At 68.3% G+C, this 16,271-nt stretch carries 14 protein-coding genes and 2 riboswitches; of the genes, 5 read left to right on the forward strand and 9 right to left on the reverse strand.

Annotated features, from left to right (window positions below; all coding sequences use genetic code 11):
• Positions 1 to 47 precede the first annotated feature (47 nt).
• Both AC1Z3O_RS19405 and AC1Z3O_RS19410 read left to right on the forward strand, forming a co-directional pair.
• The gene (locus tag AC1Z3O_RS19405; RefSeq protein ID WP_483517325.1) at positions 48 to 1,271 is read left to right on the forward strand and encodes a cation:proton antiporter; all 1,224 of its coding nucleotides are present in this window, start codon (positions 48 to 50) and stop codon (positions 1,269 to 1,271) included.
• Positions 1,271 to 2,386, forward strand: coding sequence for a YbdK family carboxylate-amine ligase (locus tag AC1Z3O_RS19410; protein ID WP_483517326.1), 1,116 nt, complete (start codon positions 1,271 to 1,273; stop codon positions 2,384 to 2,386). Before AC1Z3O_RS19405 ends, AC1Z3O_RS19410 begins: the two co-directional genes overlap by 1 nt.
• Before the next feature lie 37 nt (positions 2,387 to 2,423).
• On the opposite strand, the gene AC1Z3O_RS19415 is transcribed toward AC1Z3O_RS19410, so the two are convergent.
• From AC1Z3O_RS19415 to AC1Z3O_RS19450, 8 genes are all read right to left on the reverse strand, one after another.
• Positions 2,424 to 2,867 carry a PaaI family thioesterase gene (locus AC1Z3O_RS19415; protein WP_483517327.1) on the reverse strand — a complete coding sequence of 148 codons (444 nt, stop codon included), beginning with the start codon at positions 2,865 to 2,867 and terminating at the stop codon, positions 2,424 to 2,426.
• Between the two features lie 127 nt (positions 2,868 to 2,994).
• Positions 2,995 to 3,318: an EthD family reductase gene (locus AC1Z3O_RS19420; protein ID WP_483517328.1), complete on the reverse strand. Its 324-nt coding sequence runs from the start codon at positions 3,316 to 3,318 to the stop codon at positions 2,995 to 2,997.
• Between the two features lie 125 nt (positions 3,319 to 3,443).
• Positions 3,444 to 4,820 carry an L-serine ammonia-lyase gene (locus AC1Z3O_RS19425; protein WP_483517329.1) on the reverse strand — a complete coding sequence of 459 codons (1,377 nt, stop codon included), beginning with the start codon at positions 4,818 to 4,820 and terminating at the stop codon, positions 3,444 to 3,446.
• A gap of 42 nt (positions 4,821 to 4,862) precedes the next feature.
• Entirely contained in the window at positions 4,863 to 5,399 is a 537-nt protein-coding gene (locus tag AC1Z3O_RS19430) for a DUF421 domain-containing protein (protein ID WP_483517330.1), read from the reverse strand.
• An 84-nt stretch (positions 5,400 to 5,483) separates the two neighbouring features.
• On the reverse strand, positions 5,484 to 8,414 hold the full coding sequence (gcvP, locus tag AC1Z3O_RS19435) for an aminomethyl-transferring glycine dehydrogenase (protein ID WP_483517331.1): 2,931 nt from the start codon (positions 8,412 to 8,414) through the stop codon (positions 5,484 to 5,486).
• 90 nt (positions 8,415 to 8,504) lie between these two features.
• Positions 8,505 to 8,885 carry a glycine cleavage system protein GcvH gene (gene gcvH, locus AC1Z3O_RS19440; RefSeq protein ID WP_483517332.1) on the reverse strand — a complete coding sequence of 127 codons (381 nt, stop codon included), beginning with the start codon at positions 8,883 to 8,885 and terminating at the stop codon, positions 8,505 to 8,507.
• Positions 8,886 to 8,974: 89 nt separating this feature from the next.
• Positions 8,975 to 10,102 carry a glycine cleavage system aminomethyltransferase GcvT gene (gene gcvT, locus AC1Z3O_RS19445; RefSeq protein WP_483517333.1) on the reverse strand — a complete coding sequence of 376 codons (1,128 nt, stop codon included), beginning with the start codon at positions 10,100 to 10,102 and terminating at the stop codon, positions 8,975 to 8,977.
• Positions 10,103 to 10,188: 86 nt separating this feature from the next.
• A riboswitch (glycine riboswitch) is annotated at positions 10,189 to 10,326 on the reverse strand.
• A gap of 21 nt (positions 10,327 to 10,347) precedes the next feature.
• Positions 10,348 to 10,436: riboswitch (glycine riboswitch) on the reverse strand.
• 96 nt (positions 10,437 to 10,532) lie between these two features.
• Positions 10,533 to 10,736, reverse strand: a complete 204-nt coding sequence (locus AC1Z3O_RS19450) for a glycine zipper 2TM domain-containing protein (RefSeq protein ID WP_483517664.1) — start codon at positions 10,734 to 10,736, stop codon at positions 10,533 to 10,535.
• A gap of 362 nt (positions 10,737 to 11,098) precedes the next feature.
• On the opposite strand from AC1Z3O_RS19450, the gene AC1Z3O_RS19455 reads away from it, so the two are divergent.
• Entirely contained in the window at positions 11,099 to 13,192 is a 2,094-nt protein-coding gene (locus tag AC1Z3O_RS19455) for a UvrD-helicase domain-containing protein (RefSeq protein ID WP_483517334.1), read from the forward strand.
• A 273-nt stretch (positions 13,193 to 13,465) separates the two neighbouring features.
• Here the strand turns inward: AC1Z3O_RS19455 and AC1Z3O_RS19460 are convergent, their stop codons facing one another.
• Positions 13,466 to 14,029 (reverse strand): hypothetical protein, encoded by a 564-nt coding sequence (locus AC1Z3O_RS19460; RefSeq protein WP_483517335.1) that lies wholly within the window; start codon positions 14,027 to 14,029, stop codon positions 13,466 to 13,468.
• A gap of 255 nt (positions 14,030 to 14,284) precedes the next feature.
• Here AC1Z3O_RS19460 and AC1Z3O_RS19465 point away from each other — a divergent pair, with 255 nt between their 5' ends.
• Both AC1Z3O_RS19465 and AC1Z3O_RS19470 read left to right on the forward strand, forming a co-directional pair.
• Positions 14,285 to 15,013, forward strand: a complete 729-nt coding sequence (locus AC1Z3O_RS19465) for a response regulator (protein ID WP_483517336.1) — start codon at positions 14,285 to 14,287, stop codon at positions 15,011 to 15,013.
• 40 nt (positions 15,014 to 15,053) lie between these two features.
• Positions 15,054 to 16,169, forward strand: coding sequence for an ATP-binding protein (locus tag AC1Z3O_RS19470; RefSeq protein WP_483517665.1), 1,116 nt, complete (start codon positions 15,054 to 15,056; stop codon positions 16,167 to 16,169).
• Positions 16,170 to 16,271: the final 102 nt, after the last annotated feature.

Raw genomic sequence — 16,271 nt, forward strand, 5'->3', positions numbered from 1 at the left:
ACAAACGCCGACTAGAATTGTCATGGGCTTCCAGTACCATGGCTGCCATGAATGGACTGAGCCAACTGTTTCCTAGCCTGCCGCTGGTACCCGGCGGGCTGTTCTGGGTCGGGCTGGCGCTGGTCGGCGCGGGGCTGGCTGGCGAGCTGAGCCGGGCCTACCTGCGCCTGCCGCGCATCGTCGGCTATGCCGCCGCCGGCCTGGCGGCCGGCACGCTTGGGCATGCCATCATCGATGAAGAGATGATCGAGCAGACGCGCGTGCTGATCGACATGGCGCTGGCGCTGGCGCTGTTCGAACTGGGCCACCGGCTGTCGATTTCCTGGCTGCGCGCCAATCGCTGGCTGCTTTTCACCAGCGCCTTCGAGAGCCTGCTCACCTGGGGCCTGGTCTCGGCCGTGCTGCAGTGGATGGGCGTGGCACCTGCGGTGGCCATCCTGGCCGGCGGCATCGCCGTCAGCACTTCGCCCACCATCGTCCTGCAGCTGAAGAACGAACTGCGCGCCGAGGGCCAGGTGACCGAGCGCCTGCTGGCGATGGCGGCGCTCAACAGCATCTACGCGGCCATCATCGTGCAGCTGGCCACCGGCTGGCTGCATTCCGAGTACGGCAATCTGGGCGCGGCGTTGCTGCACCCGCTCTACCTGTTCATCGGCTCCTGCGCGCTGGCCTGGGGCATCGGCAAGGCCGGCCATGCCATCTACGCCCGCATGTCTACTGACGATCACTACAGCTTCCTGGTGCTGGTCGGCCTCGTATTGTTCGCGCTGGCGCTGACACGGGTACTAAAATTGTCCATGCCGCTGACGCTGATGCTGGCCGGCGTGGTGTTCAAGCACCAGGACCGTCAGCCCCATGTGTGGCCGGCGCATTTCGGCAGCGCCGGCAGCTTGCTGATCATCGTGATGATCGTCTCGCTCGGCCTGCCGCTGACCGCCCATGACTGGGTGGTGGGCGGCGCGGCCGCCGTGGTGCTGGTGATCCTGCGCCATGCCGCCAAGCTGGCCGGCGTGGTCTCGCTGGGCTCCTTCTCCGGGTTGAGCCTGAAGCAATGCATGGCGCTCGGTCTGGCGCTGGCGCCGATGTCCGGCCTGGCCTACCTGCTGATGAGCGACGTGGGACGACTGTATCCCACCACCGGCGAGCCGCTGGCCGCCATCATCCTGTGCACGCTGGCCATCGAACAGTTGCTGGCACCCGTCCTGGCGGCCTGGGGGCTGCGCATCGCCGGTGAGTTGCGCGGCGGCAATGTCAGTGGAGGAGGGCGCTGATGTCTCTCGAATCGTTCAAGCACTCCGAGGCGTTGACCTTCGGCATCGAGCTGGAGCTGCAACTCGTCAACCGGCACGACTACGACCTGGCCCCGTTCGCGCCCGATCTGCTGCGCGCGCTCAAGGGAGCCCGGCACGAGGGCGACATCAAGCCCGAGATCAGCCCGTCGATGATCGAGATCAGCACCGGCATCTGCCATAGTTATGCACAGGCGCTGGACGAGCTCGGCACCATGCGCGACCTGATGGTCGAGGCTTCGCACGCGCTCAACCTGGGCATCGGCGGCGGCGGCACCCATCCGTTCCAGCAGTGGTCGGATCGCACCATCTCGGATTCGCCGCGCTACCGCTACATCTCCGAGCTCTACGGCTACCTGGCCAAGCAGTTCACGGTGTTCGGCCAGCACGTGCACATCGGCTGCCCCAGCGCCGACGAATCGCTGTACCTGCTCCACGCGATCGGCCGCTACGTGCCGCACTTCATCGCGCTGGCGGCGGCCTCGCCCTATGTGCAGGGCGTGGACACCGGCTTCGCCTCGGCACGGCTGAACTCGGTCTCCGCGTTCCCGATGAGCGGGCGCGCGCCCTTCGTGCTGACCTGGGAGGCCTTCACCGCCTACTTCAACAAGATGCACGCCACCGGCGTGATCGAGAGCATGAAGGACTTCTACTGGGACATCCGTCCCAAGCCGGAATTCGGCACCATCGAAGTCCGCGTGATGGATACCCCGCTCACGGTTCGGCACGCCTGCGACATCGCCGCCTATATCCAGGCCCTGGCGCGCTACCTGCTGCTGGCGCGCCCCTTCATGCCACAGGAAGACGACTACCTGGTCTATACCTTCAACCGCTTCCAGGCCTGCCGTTTCGGCCTGGAGGGCGAGTACGTGCATCCCAACGAACTGACGCGGATGCCGATCGCCGACCACATCCTGTCGATCTGCGACGCGCTGGTGCCCCACGCCGAAGCGCTGGGCTCGCTCGAGGCACTGGCCAATATCCGTGCACTGGCGCTCAGCCGCAACGGCGACGAGCGATGGCTGCGCCAGGTGCACGCGGACTCGCGCAGCCTGCGCGAAACGGTGCGCCAGAGCTGCGACCGCTGGGCCACGTGAGCCGCCGCGCGGCGGCGCGCGCAGGCGGCGCCGCCGGCTAAGCGGAGCCTGCCGCCGGCGCGGGCATGCGCCGGATCACGGCCGACGCCGTCGCCGTGGCAAGCAGCTCGCCGCCCTGGTAGAGCTCGGCGGCAAGCAGGCAGATCTGGCCGCCGCGCCGCACCACTCGGCCCATGGCGTGGATGCGGCCGGGCACGGCCGGGCGCGCGAACGAGACATTGAGATTGACGGTCGGAGCGAACTCGCCGCGCGCCAGCGTGGCAGCCAGCACGGGGCCCATGGTGTCGTCCAGCATGGCGGCGAGGAAGCCGCCCTGGATGTGCCCGGCCGGATTGCAGAAGGCCGGCCGGCCTGCGAAGTCGATCTCGATGCGGCTGCCGTCGGCCGATACGCCGCGGATCTCCATGCCCAGCGTGTGCGCCGCGGGCGGCTGCGGCAGCCGGCCGTCCTGTATCTGCCAGAAGAAGGCTTCCCGGTCCATCGTCGCTTGCTCCCCAGGGTGAGAAGACCCGATGCTGGGCCAGGCCTGCTGACAGCGTGCTGTCAGCAGGGGCGGCACCGCCGCAGCGGATGGACCGTGCCCGCGTACAGGCTGCGGCCCCCGCCGTTCAGCGCGGCAGCAGCACCTCGCTGAGCTGGATCACCGGCTTGGCGTCGGTGTAGTTGGGGATGTCGCGCTGCAGTTCGGCCGCATTCGGGCCGAAGGCGGCGGCGAAGGCCTCGGTGGTATCGAAGAGGAAGTGGCCCATCGCCACGAAGGCCGGCGGCGTACCCGGTGCTGCACCGCCCAGACCGCGCTCCACGCCGTAGCCGCGGTAGCCCGCCTGCGCACGGAACAGCTCGTCCGCGCGTGCCATATGGCGCGAGAGGTAGTAGTCGAAATCGAACTTGCCGCCTTCCTGGTAGGGATAGAGGATGCTGACTTTGATCATGGGAGTCCTGGTCGGAACTGCATCGGAGGCCGCGCCGCTCGCGTGCTGCCCCTGCCCGCCGCGGCGCGGCGACGACGGACAGGACGCCAGCCTAGCAAAAAGCGGCGCGGCCTGCCGGACCGGATTCAGCACTCGACGATATTGACGGCCAGCCCGCCGCGCGCGGTTTCCTTGTACTTGGTCTTCATGTCGGCGCCGGTCTCGCGCATGGTCTTGATCACCGAGTCGAGCGACACATAGTGCATGCCGTCACCGCGCATGGCCATGCGCGCCGCGTTCACCGCCTTGACCGCGGCCATCGCGTTGCGTTCGATGCAGGGGATCTGCACCAGGCCGCCGACGGGGTCGCAGGTCAAGCCCAGGTTGTGCTCCATGCCGATCTCGGCGGCATTCTCGACCTGCGCCGGCGTGCCGCCCAGCACGGCCGCCAGCGCGCCTGCGGCCATCGAGCAGGCCACGCCGACCTCGCCCTGGCAGCCTACCTCGGCGCCGGAGATCGAGGCGTTGAGCTTGTAGAGCAGGCCGATGGCGCCGGCGGTCAGCAGGAAGTCCACCACGCCCTGCGCGCTGGCGCCGGGCACGAAGCGGTCGTAGTAGTGCAGCACGGCGGGGATGATGCCGGCCGCGCCGTTGGTCGGTGCGGTGACGACCCGGCCGCCGGCGGCATTCTCTTCGTTGACGGCGATCGCATAGAGGTTGACCCAGTCGAGCGCGGAGAGGGGATCGGACAAGGCGCGTTCGGCGCGCTCGGTCAGGTTGCGGTACAGCTCGGGGGCGCGCCGCCTGACATGGAAGGGGCCCGGCAGCTCGCCTTCGGTGCGGCAGCCGCGCACCACGCAGCCCTGCATCACCTCCCAGATGTGCAGGAGGCCAGAACGTATCTCGGCCTCGCTGCGCCAGGTCAGTTCATTCTCCAGCATCAGCTGCGCGATGGACTTGCCGGTAGCCGCGGCCATCTCCAGCATGGTGCGGCCGCTGCGGAAAGGATGGGGCAGTTGCCGCTCGGCCTCGCGCAGCTGCGTGTTCGGCGCGCCGGCGGTGACTACAAAGCCGCCGCCTACCGACAGGTAGCGCGCTTCGCGCAGTGCCACGCCGGCCTCGTCGAAGGCGTGGAACTTCATGCCATTGGGGTGTTCGGCCATGGCCTCGCGCCGGTAGAAGACGATGTGCTCCTTTTCGACGAAGGGCACTTCGTGCTTGCCCAGCAAGGCCAGCCTGCCGCAGGCGCGCAGCGCGGCGAGCTGCGCCGCGATGCCGTCGGGGTCGACCGTGTCCGGGCTTTCGCCCATCAGGCCGAGGATCACGCCACGGTCGGTGCCGTGGCCCTTGCCGGTGGCGCCGAGCGAGCCGTACAGCTCGACTCTCACGCTCGCCACGCGCGACAGCAGGCCGTCGCGCTCCAGCCCGTGCGCGAACAGGTTCGCCGCGCGCATGGGGCCCACCGTATGCGAACTCGACGGGCCGATGCCGATCTTGAACAGATCGAAAACACTGACAGCCACGATGGTCTCCTTATCGATGGCTTTGCGGGTGCCGAGCCGGCCTCAGACCGTCTCGTCCTCCGTTTCCTTGTCACGCCACAGCGAGCCGGCGGCATCGTGCGGTGTCACGGGTGCTTCCTTGTGCACCAGCACGCTGATGCTGCCGTCGGTTTCGAGGATGGCGAAATGCACATCGCCGATGCGCTCGCAGCCGGCGCGGCGCAATGCTTTGTGCAGGTCGTCGCGGGTGATCCGCTCGCGCCTCATTAATTCAGTGTAGACCCGGCCGTCGTGCACCAGCACCTCGGGCCGGCCTTCGGTCAGGCGCTCGAAGCGCCGGCTGCGCGCGGTCAGCGTGGCCAGCAGAAGGTTGGCGGCGACCAGCGTGACGGCCAGGATCAGGCCTGCGGTGACCGAGTTGTCGCCCGCGTTCATGGCGTTCTGCACGGCATTGGACAGCACCAGCAGCAGCACCAGGTCGAACGGCGTGAGCTGTCCGATCTGGCGCTTGCCGGTGATGCGCAGCAGCACCAGCACGCCGCCGTAGACGATCAGGCCGCGCAGCACGAATTCCCACCAGGGGGCACTCAGGTTCCACATTGCGACTCCTGCTTTACAGCATTGTGCCATGTGGCGCGGCCGGCGCCGGGCGGCACCCGGCGCCTTGCTCGCTCACGCGCGCGCTCAGTCCTGCGCGTACTCGCTGACCGGCACGCAGCTGCAGAACAGGTTGCGGTCGCCGTACACGTTGTCGGCGCGTCCGACCGGCGGCCAGTACTTCTGCGTGCGCAGCGAGGCCACCGGATAGGCCGCTTCTTCGCGCGTGTACTGGTGGGTCCACTCGTTGGCGGTGACGACGGCGGCGGTGTGCGGCGCGTGCTTGAGCGGATTGTCCTCGCGGTCGAAGCTGCCGTCCTCGACGCGGCCGATCTCCTTGCGGATGGCGATCATCGCGTCGATGAAGCGGTCCAGCTCGTGCAGGGCCTCGCTCTCGGTCGGCTCGATCATCAGCGTGCCCGGCACCGGGAAGCTCATGGTCGGTGCGTGGAAGCCATAGTCCATCAGGCGCTTGGCCACATCCTCGTTGCTGATGCCGGTGGACTTCTGCAGCGGGCGCAGGTCCAGGATGCACTCGTGCGCGACCAGGCCGTGCTGGCCCGTGTACAGCACGGGATAGTACGGCGCCAGGCGCTTGGCCACGTAGTTGGCGGCGAGGATGGCGTTCTCGGTGGCGGCGGTGAGGCCGGCCGAGCCCATCATGGCGATGTACATCCACGAGATCGGCAGGATGCTGGCCGAGCCGAAGGGTGCCGAGGAGATGCCGCCGATGCCCCTGTCGTCGCGCCGGTAGCCCACGCTGTCCTGGTTGGGCAGGAAGTCCGCCAGGTGCGCGCCGACCGCGACCGGGCCCACGCCCGGGCCGCCGCCGCCGTGCGGGATGCAGAAGGTCTTGTGCAGGTTCAGGTGCGAGACGTCGCCGCCGAACTGGCCCGGCGCCGCGGTGCCGACCATCGCGTTCATATTGGCGCCATCCACGTAGACCTGGCCGCCGTGCTTGTGCACGATCTCGCAGATCTGCTGCACGCCCTGCTCGAACACGCCGTGCGTCGACGGGTAGGTGATCATGACGGCCGCCAGGTTCTGGCTGTGCTGCTCGGCCTTCTTGGCCAGGTCTTCCAGATCGACGTTGCCGTTCTCGTCGCAGGCCACCACCACCACCTTCATGCCGGCCATCTGCGCGGACGCCGGGTTGGTGCCGTGCGCCGACGACGGGATCAGGCAGATGTCGCGATGGCTCTCGCCGCGGCTCGCGTGGTAGGCATGGATGATCTGCAGGCCGGCGTACTCGCCCTGCGAGCCGGCGTTCGGCTGCAGGCTGACCGCCGCGTAGCCGGTGGCGGCGCACAGCATCGCCTCGAGCTGGTCGATCATCTCGCGGTAGCCAACGCTCTGGTCCAGCGGCGCGAACGGGTGGATCTGGCTGAACTCGGGCCAGGTCACCGGGATCATCTCGCTGGTGGCATTCAGCTTCATCGTGCACGAGCCCAGGGGGATCATGGTGCGGTCGAGCGCGAGGTCCTTGTCGGCCAGCATGCGCAGGTAGCGCAGCATCTCATGCTCGGCATGGTGCGTGTTGAACACCGGATGCGTCAGGTAGGCGCTCTGGCGCGCCAGCTCGGCCGGATACGCGTCCTGCACGGCGGCTTCGATGGCGTCGAAGGCGAGCGAGGCGGGCAGCGGCTTGCCGTGCGAGAAGACTTCCCACAGCGCGACCACGTCGTCGCGCGTGGCGGTCTCGTCCAGCGAGACGCCGACGCGGGTCGGGCTCACGTGGCGCAGGTTGAGGCCGCGCGAGGTGGCGGCGGCGTGGATCGCTTCGGTGTTGAAGCCGGTCTCGAACGTCAGGGTGTCGAAGAAGGTCGCGTTGGTGCGCGCGAAGCCCAGGGACTGCAGGCCGGCGGCCAAGGTTGCCGTGAGGCGGTGCACGCGCTGCGCGATGCGCTTCAGGCCGGCGGGACCGTGGTAGACCGCGTACATCGACGCCATCACGGCCAGCAGCACCTGTGCGGTACAGATATTGGAGGTCGCCTTCTCGCGGCGGATGTGCTGCTCGCGCGTCTGCAGCGCGAGGCGGTAGGCCTTGTTGCCCTGGGCGTCGATGGTAACGCCGACGAGGCGGCCCGGCATCGAGCGCTTGAAGGCGTCCTTGACGGCCATATAGCCTGCATGCGGCCCGCCGAAACCGAGCGGCACGCCGAAGCGCTGCGAGTTGCCCACGGCCACGTCGGCACCCCATTCGCCGGGCGCGGCCAGCAGCGTCAGGGCCAGCAGGTCGGCGGCGGCCACCACCAGGCCACCGGCGGCATGCACGGCATCCGCGATGGCGCGGTAGTCGTTGACGTCACCGTTGACGCCGGGATATTGCAGCAGCACGCCGAAGGCATGGGCGCCGGCGGCGTCGGCGGCGGGACCGACCTTGACTTCGATGCCGAGCGGCTTGGCACGCGTGCGTACCACTTCCAGCGTCTGCGGCAGCACGTCGTCGGCCACGTAGAAGGTGTTGGAGGCGTGCTTGTTGACGCGCTGCAGCAGCGTCATCGCCTCGGCGGCCGCGGTGCCTTCATCGAGCATCGAGGCATTGGCGATGTCCAGGCCGGTCAGGTCGGTGATCATCTGCTGGAAGTTGAGAATCGCTTCCAGGCGGCCTTGCGAGATCTCGGGCTGGTAGGGTGTGTAGGCGGTGTACCAGGCCGGGTTTTCGAAGATGTTGCGCAGCACCACGCCAGGGGTGTGCGTGCCGTAGTAGCCCTGGCCGATGAAGCTCTTGCACACCCTGTTCTTGCCGGCGATGGCGCGCAGCTTGGCCAGCGCCGCTTCCTCGCTCAGCGGCTCGGTGAATTCGCCCAGCGGCAGGCCGTCGCGGCGGCGAATGGCGGCGGGGATCACGGCGTCGATCAGCGCGGCGCGGCTGTCGTAGCCGAGCACCTTCAGCATGTGTTGCTGTTCGGCGGCGTCTGGGCCGATATGGCGGCCGGCGAAGGCGTCGCGCGCCTCCAGTTCGGCCAGCGTGGGCCGTGTGGTATTGGCGGCGTTCATGGGCAGCGGGGCGTTCATGGCAGGAATCTCGTGGGCGCGGCGCCGGTGGTCGGCCGGCCGCCGCGCGGTCTTTCGGTCTCGGGCGGCCCGCTCGCGGGCCGCTAGGCGTCAGGCGCCGACGCTGGCCTTGTAGGCATCGGCCGACATCAGGCCGTTGACGTCGTCCGCATTGGCCGGCTTCAGCTTGAACAGCCAGGCCTCGAAGGCGTTGGCGTTGACGCTTTCCGGCGCGGCGCTGGCGGCCTCGTTGACGGCGATCACTTCGCCGGCCACCGGCGCGTAGATGTCGGAGGCGGCCTTGACCGACTCGACCACGGCCAGCGCATCGCCGGCGCCGACCGCGCGGCCCACCTCGGGCAGCTCCAGGAAGACGATGTCGCCCAGCGCGTCCTGCGCGTGGTCGGTGATGCCGATGGTCAGCGTGCCGTCGGCTTCGACGCGCACCCACTCATGCGACTCGGTGTACTTGAGGTCGGGGGGGAAGTTCATGCGGATTCTCCAGATTCGGATTGTTCTATTTGCGTCCGCCGGCGTGCGGGTGCCGACCGCCGGCGGACGCGCTGTGACCGTTGCGAGCGTCAGCTCACGAGTGCCTTGCCATTGCGCACAAACGGCAGTTTAACCACAGTCGCGGCCAGCTTGCGGCCGCGGATCTCCACTTCGACGTTCTCGCCGATCTGCGTGCCCAGCGGCAGGCGGGCGAAGGCGATGGACTGGGACAGGGTCGGGCTGAAGGTGCCGCTGGTGGTTTCGCCGTTGCCGGCGGCGGTGATGACCGTCTGGTGCGCACGCAGCACGCCGCCCTTGTCACGCAGGATCAGGCCGGCGAAGGCGGACTTCTGGCCGGCGGCCAGCAGCGCGGCCTTGCCGGTGAAGTCGCGTTCGCTTTGCAGGTCCACGGTCCAGGCCAGGCCGGCGTCCAGCGGCGAGGTGTGGAGATCCATGTCCTGGCCGTACAGGTTCATGCCGGCCTCCAGGCGCAGCGTGTCGCGCGCGCCCAGACCGGCCGGGCGCACGCCGGCCGCGTCCAGCTTTTCCCAGACCGCGGCGACGTTCTCGGCCGGCACCACCAGCTCGAAGCCGTCCTCGCCGGTGTAGCCGGTACGTGCCACCATGATCTCGCCGACGGCCGGGTCCTGCACCGTGATGGCATTGAAGGGCTTGAGCGCATCGCTAGGCTGGGTGCTGGGGAAGGTGCTCCACACCTTGGCGCGCGCGTTCGGGCCCTGCACGGCAACGATGGCCAGCGGCTGCACGCCGGCGGGCGCGTTGTCGGTGCGGCGCGGCGTGATGGTGACACCGCTGCCGGTGGCCGCATTGCGGGCCTGGATCCATTCGATGTCGGTGGGCGCGGTGCTGGCGTTGACCACCAGGCGGAAACGGTCTTCGGCGAAGAAGTAGACGATCAGGTCGTCGATCACGCCGCCCTTTTCGTCGAGCATGCAGGAGTACAGCGCCTTGCCCGGCGTCTGCAGCTTGTCGACATTATTGGCCAGCAGGCCGCGCAGGAAGGCGCGCACATTGGCGCCGGCGAGGTCGACCACGCACATATGGGAGACGTCGAACATGCCGGCGTCGCTGCGCACGGCGTGGTGTTCCTCGATCTGGGAGCCGTAGTTGACCGGCATGTCCCAGCCGCCGAAGTCGACCATGCGGGCGCCGAGGGCGCGGTGGATGGCATTGAGGGGCGTGGCCTGGAGCGTCATGGGATGGATCTCTTCGGTTGCGAAAACGAAAAAAGGGCCATCCGCCGCATGGCTCGCGCGCGTTGCGCTGCGAATCCGCTGCGGCGGATGACCCCTCTGTCCTCGATACCTGAGAGATTACAAGGCGGTTCCTGGCGGAACCGGACCCTGTGCGCCCCTTCGGTGGACACGCTCACCGTCATTCATGCGAACGATGGCGGGTGTCGCTCTCCAGAGTACGGCGTGCATCGTGTGCATACTGCGCGCCGATCCGACCAGTCCATGGTGCCTGAGAGTTTTCGGGTGATACCCCTTCGGCGGCGCGATCTCTCGCGCGCTCTCCCGGCCGGATGCGCGAAATTTACGGGAGGCCCCTGGCTTTGTCAACGCGCTCTTTATCGACACGCTGCAGCCTGGCCGGGGCGGAGATCCATTGCCCTTGTTGCCCCTGTTAATGGCCCCTGTGGTTGCTCGGGGTGGTCACGTTGCCGATGACACCGCCCACGGCCGCGCCGCCGACCGTGCCCAGCGCATCGCCGCCGGTCAGCACTGCGCCGCCCACGGCGCCGACGCCGGCGCCGATGACGGTGTTACGCTGCTTCGGCGTCATATCCGCGCAGCCGACGAGCGCCACCAGCGCAGCCCCGACCAGCATCGCCCGTCCCCCGGTCTGAAGGAAATGCCTTTGCGTCCGCATGCTGCTTCCCCCTTTGTGTCTGACATGCCATTCCGGGCACGTACGACTTACTCGGCCATACTGATTAGAGGGTGAAGGCGGCGCGATTCTCCGGCACTTACGCAAAGTTACATCGATCAGACAAGGATCAGACCGGCAAAGTGGCGCGCAGGCAGGCCGGCGACGCGGCCGCCGCGTGTTAACATCGACCGCTTCGATCGACCGGATCGACCGCTTCGGCGGCCGCGCCCCGCATTGCGTATCCGTCACGCTCCGCTGCCTGCGGCCGCGCCCGGCGCGCCCTTCCGTACCCACTCCACTGCCACGCCGCCTTCCCGCGCATGACCCACGGACTCAATCCCGCCCAATCCGAAGCCGTCCGCTACCTCGACGGCCCCTGCCTGGTGCTGGCCGGCGCCGGCTCCGGCAAGACGCGGGTGATCACGCAGAAGATCGCCCACCTGATCGAAGACAAGGGCTTCGAGCCCCGCCACATCGCCGCGGTCACCTTCACCAACAAGGCCGCCAAGGAGATGCAGGAGCGCATCGGCAAGCTGATGGAAGGCAAGACCACGCGCGAGGGCAAGCGCATCCCGCTCAAGCAGCTCACCGTGTGTACCTTCCACTCGCTGGGCGTGCAGATCCTGCGCGCGGAAGCCGAGCACGTCGGCCTGAAGCCGCAGTTCTCGATCATGGATTCCGATGACTGCTTCGGGCTGGTGCAGGAGCAGCTCGCCACCACGGACAAGAAGCTGATCCGCAGCGTGCAGAGCACGATTTCCCTGTGGAAGAACGGCATGGTCGATCCCGAGGCGGCCATCGCCCAGGCCGCCGATGCCGACGAGCACCAGGCAGCGCTGGTCTACCGCAACTACGTGGCCACGCTCAATGCCTACCAGGCGGTGGATTTCGATGACCTGATCCGGCTGCCCGCCGAGCTGTTCGCGCGCGACGAGGCCGTGCGGCTAAAGTGGCAGAACCGCCTGCGTTACTTCCTCGTCGACGAGTACCAGGACACCAATGCCTGCCAGTACCAGCTGCTGAAGCTGCTGGCCGGCGGCTCCCACCTGCGCGCGCCGGCCTTCACCGCGGTGGGCGACGACGACCAGGCCATCTACGGCTGGCGCGGCGCGACACTGGACAACCTGCGCCTGCTGCAGACCGATTTCCCGGACCTGAAGGTGGTCAAGCTGGAGCAGAACTACCGCTCCACCGTGCGCATCCTGGAAGCGGCCAACGCCGTCATCGCCAATAATCCGAAGCTGTTCGACAAGAAGCTCTGGAGCGAGCACGGCATGGGCGATCCGGTCGCCATCAACCCGATGAACGACGAGGAGCACGAGGCGGAATCCGTCGTGTTCCGGCTCTCCGCCCACAAGTTCGAGCGCCGCGCGCAGTTCCGCGACTACGCCATCCTCTATCGCGGCAACCACCAGGCACGGTTGTTCGAACAGATCTTGCGCCGCGAGCGCATTCCTTATGTGCTGTCGGGCGGGCAGAGCTTCTTCGACAAGGCGGAGATCAAGGACATCTGCGCCTACCTGCGCCTGGTCGCCAATCCGGACGACGATCCCGCCTTTATCCGCGCCATCACGACGCCCCGCCGCGGCGTCGGCAACACCACGCTGGAGGTGCTCGGCACCTTCGCCGGCCAGGCCAAGGTGTCCTTGTTCGAGGCCGCCATGATGGGCGGCATCGAGGGCAAGCTGCAGCCGCGCCAGCTCGAGCCGCTGCGCGTGTTCTGCGAATCGATGGTGCGGCTGGCCGACCGCGCCGCCAAGGATCCCGCCACGGTGGTGCTCGACGACCTGATGGAAGGCATCCACTACGAGGCCTATCTCTACGACACCTTCGACGAGCGCCAGGCCCAGTCCAGATGGACCAACACGCTGGAGTTCCTCGAATGGCTCAAGCGCAAGGGCACTAAGCCCGAGGGTGAGGTGGGCGACGGCGAAGCCACCGGCTACGACACTGCCGACGGCTTCGGCAGCGAGGGCAAGAACCTGCTCGAACTGACGCAGACTGTAGCGCTGATGAGCATGCTCGAAGGCCGCGAGGAAGATCCCGACGCGGTGCGGCTGTCGACGCTGCACGCATCCAAGGGCCTGGAGTACCCGCACGTGTTCCTGGTCGGCGTGGAGGAGGGCATCCTGCCCCACTGCCGCGAGGACGAGGACATGAGTGACGAGAAGGTCGAGGAGGAGCGCCGGCTCATGTACGTGGGCATCACGCGCGCGCAGCGCAGCCTGCACATCAGCTGGTGCAAGAAGCGCAAGCGCGCGCGGGACACCTATTCCTGCCAGCCCTCCCGCTTCATCGGCGAGATGAAACTGGAAGAGGCGCCCGCGCCCAAGGACGAGGCGCCGGCGATGAGCCCCAAGGATCGCCTGGCCGGACTCAAGGCCCTGCTCGGCAACGGCAAGGCCGCCGGATGAAGCCCGGCCACGGTCCGCTGATACAAAGTGGATACATGGGGTTACTAGGCAGACAAGACCGGCACGGGCACCGGGGCTAGCATCAAACCTGTCCGCGGCCTTGCGTCGCGGGTACCGCTCCGGGCTTAACCCTTCTGTCCGGCGCGGTCGGGCATGCGTGCCCGGTTCTTCCCTGTTTGACGCCCTCGGCCTATGGCGCGGGGGCGTTCTTTTATCTGCTTGTATCTGCGTCTGCGCCCGGATGGCGCAGCAGATCCTATCGGAAAGGGCCGATCAGCGTGGAGAGTCGCGCCCGGGCCTGTTCCTGCCTTCCGGTTCCCCATTGCTGCCTAGGCCGCCGCGCATCCCGTGCATGGACGGTGGCATCAGGCCCAGCCAATGCGCCGCCTCCGGCATCGCGCGCAAGCGCTGGCGCTGAGCCGCATCCAGGCTTTCGTCCAAGGCCAGCCAGCGCTCGCTGACCGCGCGGCGATCCTTCTCCAGGGCATCGTGCAGGCGTTCCATGGCCTGCACGCGCGGACGCAGCGGCGCGCTGCCGTCTCGGATCGCATCGGGATCGCCGCCGTCGCGCAGGAAGCGCGCGCGCAGTTCCAGCGCATGCGCGCGCGCCTCGCGCGTGGCGGACTGCGCAGCCTGCCAGAGGGCGGTCTGCGCCGGGTTCAGGTTCAGTGCCTCGCGCAGTGGAACGGCCGCGCCGGCGCGCGCGGGCGGGTCCATCGGTGCACTTTGCAACGCGTGCGCCGGCAGGGCCAGCGCGGCGGCGGTGCCGAGCACGGCAAGGCTGAGGAGGAAGCGGGCGCGGCGTAGCGCGCCCTGCAGTCTGGTTGGGCTCGTCATGGGAAGGCTCCGTTAGCATCGAGGAAGGTCGATCGAGGAAGGCCGGCATCAGGAGGCGGATGGCCGACATTTCCATGCTATGCCCCGTTTCCGTGCGCAGTTTGAGCACTTCGTCACTGTGCGGACGCGTGTCCGTACATCCACCGGCCTGCGGGCGCCACTCTGTATCAGCGTCGATACAAAGCGGCCAAAGCCGGAGTATGCTGTGCTGCTACAGTGAGCGCCTGCGGCGCATGCCGCCTTGCTGAAATGAGAATGGAACCCTCCGCCACCGCTCCGCTTCAATTGCTCGTCGTCGACGACGACACCCAGATCCGCACGATGCTGGCCGACTACCTGTCGACCTTCGGCATGGCGGCCGACGGCGCCGAGGGCGGTGCGGCCATGCGCGCGGCGATGGCCGCCAAGACCTATGACCTGGTCATCCTCGACCTGTCGCTGCCCGGCGAGAACGGTCTTGCACTGTGCCGCGAGATCCGCGAGAACGGCGACACGCCCGTGATCATGCTGACCGCGCGCGCCGAACTGGCGGACCGCGTGGTCGGGCTGGAGGTCGGTGCCGACGACTACGTGACCAAGCCCTTCGAGATGCGCGAACTGGTGGCGCGCATCCATACCGTGCTGCGACGCAGCCAGGGCGGTCAGCGCCGGTCCGCCGCGGCCGCAGGCCACGACGTGCGCTTCGGCAACTGGCGGCTCAACACCACGCTGCGCCAGCTGGTCGATGGCGAAGACACGGTGGTGCCGCTGTCCAATGCGGAATTCCGCCTGCTGCTCACCTTCATCGAGCATCCGCACCGCGTGCTGGACCGGGAGCTGCTGATCAACCAGGCGCGCGGACGCGACCTGGACGTGTTCGATCGCAGCATCGATCTGCTCGTCTCCCGCCTGCGCCAGAAGCTGCGCGACGATCCGCGCGACCCCGTGCTGATCCGCACCGTGCGCGGCGAAGGCTACGTCTTCACAGCCACCGTGGAAGGCTGACGCCGTGCCGCTTCGCAGTCTGCTGGCGCGCTACGACACCATGTTCGTGCGCCTGTTCCTGGTGATGGCCTCGATCATGCTGGCCGTGCACCTGCTCGGCCTGACTGTCATCGAGAGCATCTTTCCGCGCCCCGGCTTCGAGCACCGTGAACACAGCACCACCGCTGCGGACGCGCGCCACGCGCAGCCCGCAGGTCCGGGTTTCGCGCCAGGCATGGAAGCCGGCCGCTTGCCGCCGCCTGGCGATCTCTTCGCCGCGGGCATGCCCCCGCCACCCCCGCCACCCCACGGGCGCCGCCTGCATGGGCTGTGGCCGCCGCGACTGGGCCTGCTGCTGCAACTGGCGGCCATCGTGGCCGCCTCGTGGGTGGGCGCGCGCCTGCTGGCGCGGCCGATACAGCAGCTGGCCAGCGGCGCTGGCCGCCTCGCCCAGGACGTCAACGCCCCCCAGCTCGATGAGGGCACCGGGCCGGTCGAGGCGCGCGCGGCAGCGGTGGCCTTCAATCACATGCAGCAGCGCATCCGCACGCAGATGGGCCAGCAGTCGCGCTTCCTGGCCGCGGTTTCGCACGACCTGCGCACGCCGCTGACGCGGATGAGCCTGCGCATCGAGCGCGTGGAGGACCGCGACGTACGCTATCGCCTGCGCCAGGACCTGGCCGAGATGAACGGCCTGATCGACTCCACCCTGTACTACCTGCGCGACCGCGACAGCGGCGGGCCGCGCCAGCGCGTCGACGTGCTCGCGCTGCTGCATGCCATCGTCGACGACGCGGCCGAACTCGGCCAGGACGTCGCGCTGGAGGGACAGGCCGCGCCGCTGCTGGCGTATCCGGCGGAACTGCGCCGCGCGGTGGTCAACCTGATCGAGAACGCGCACCGCTACGGCGGCGCCGCCCGGATCCTCCTGAACGACGAGACGGAGCGCGTGGTGATCGACGTGTGCGATGACGGTCCCGGCATTCCGCACGAGGAACTGCCGCGCGTGCTCGAGCCCTTCTACCGCGTGGAGTCCTCGCGCAGCCGGGCCACCGGCGGCGTCGGCATGGGCCTGTCCATCGCTGCCGACATCGTGGCGCGCCATGGCGGCGAGCTGGCGCTGGCCAATCGCACCGAAGGCGGACTGCGCGTGCGCATGGTGTTGCCGAGAGTCTGATGCGCCGCCCGGCGGGCGCGCAATCCATGCAGGCTTGACCGCCGTCAATCTGCTAGCGCCGCGCGGGAGCTAGCATGGGCCGTCAAGAATCCGTCCGCAGAG

Source organism: Cupriavidus sp. 09_S30 (assembly GCF_056930435.1).

Coding starts and splice junctions, on each gene's coding strand:
- AC1Z3O_RS19430 (WP_483517330.1), bottom strand. CDS start 5,399: ATGTGGAACCTGAGTGCCCCCTGGTGGGAATTCGTGCTGCGCGGCCTG.
- AC1Z3O_RS19405 (WP_483517325.1), top strand. CDS start 48: ATGAATGGACTGAGCCAACTGTTTCCTAGCCTGCCGCTGGTACCCGGC.
- AC1Z3O_RS19410 (WP_483517326.1), top strand. CDS start 1,271: ATGTCTCTCGAATCGTTCAAGCACTCCGAGGCGTTGACCTTCGGCATC.
- AC1Z3O_RS19420 (WP_483517328.1), bottom strand. CDS start 3,318: ATGATCAAAGTCAGCATCCTCTATCCCTACCAGGAAGGCGGCAAGTTC.
- AC1Z3O_RS19455 (WP_483517334.1), top strand. CDS start 11,099: ATGACCCACGGACTCAATCCCGCCCAATCCGAAGCCGTCCGCTACCTC.
- AC1Z3O_RS19415 (WP_483517327.1), bottom strand. CDS start 2,867: ATGGACCGGGAAGCCTTCTTCTGGCAGATACAGGACGGCCGGCTGCCG.
- gcvH (WP_483517332.1), bottom strand. CDS start 8,885: ATGAACTTCCCCCCCGACCTCAAGTACACCGAGTCGCATGAGTGGGTG.
- AC1Z3O_RS19450 (WP_483517664.1), bottom strand. CDS start 10,736: ATGCTGGTCGGGGCTGCGCTGGTGGCGCTCGTCGGCTGCGCGGATATG.
- AC1Z3O_RS19470 (WP_483517665.1), top strand. CDS start 15,054: ATGTTCGTGCGCCTGTTCCTGGTGATGGCCTCGATCATGCTGGCCGTG.
- gcvT (WP_483517333.1), bottom strand. CDS start 10,102: ATGACGCTCCAGGCCACGCCCCTCAATGCCATCCACCGCGCCCTCGGC.
- AC1Z3O_RS19460 (WP_483517335.1), bottom strand. CDS start 14,029: ATGACGAGCCCAACCAGACTGCAGGGCGCGCTACGCCGCGCCCGCTTC.
- gcvP (WP_483517331.1), bottom strand. CDS start 8,414: ATGAACGCCCCGCTGCCCATGAACGCCGCCAATACCACACGGCCCACG.
- AC1Z3O_RS19465 (WP_483517336.1), top strand. CDS start 14,285: ATGGAACCCTCCGCCACCGCTCCGCTTCAATTGCTCGTCGTCGACGAC.